1 pseudogene is annotated in these 268 nt (G+C 62.7%); it reads left to right on the top strand.

Annotated features, from left to right (window positions below):
• Positions 1 to 268: pseudogene (locus SB822_RS57600) on the top strand (ABC transporter ATP-binding protein); the annotation flags it as partial.

Here is a 268-nt window from a genome sequence, read left to right as displayed (position 1 = left end):
ATGAGTGAACCGCGTGTGTTGCTACTCGACGAGCCGACGGCCGGCGTTCATCCCAACTTGCGCAACGACCTGGTCACCCAGTTGAAACGGATTCGGCAGGCGGGCGTGACGCTGATCGTTGTGGAGCACGACATGCATTTCATCCGCGATTTGTGCACGCGTTGCGTCGTGCTGGACCGCGGCAACCTGATCGCCAATTGCGCGCCGTCGGAGCTGGAGCAAAGCGAGCGCGTGCTCGAAGCGTATCTCGGCGGCTCGCGTAACGCGC

Source organism: Paraburkholderia sp. SIMBA_054, assembly GCF_046534875.1.
GTDB lineage: Bacteria > Pseudomonadota > Gammaproteobacteria > Burkholderiales > Burkholderiaceae > Paraburkholderia > Paraburkholderia hospita.
The sequence above is the reverse complement of the archived record's forward strand: the minus strand, read 5'-3'. Positions and strand labels throughout refer to the sequence as shown.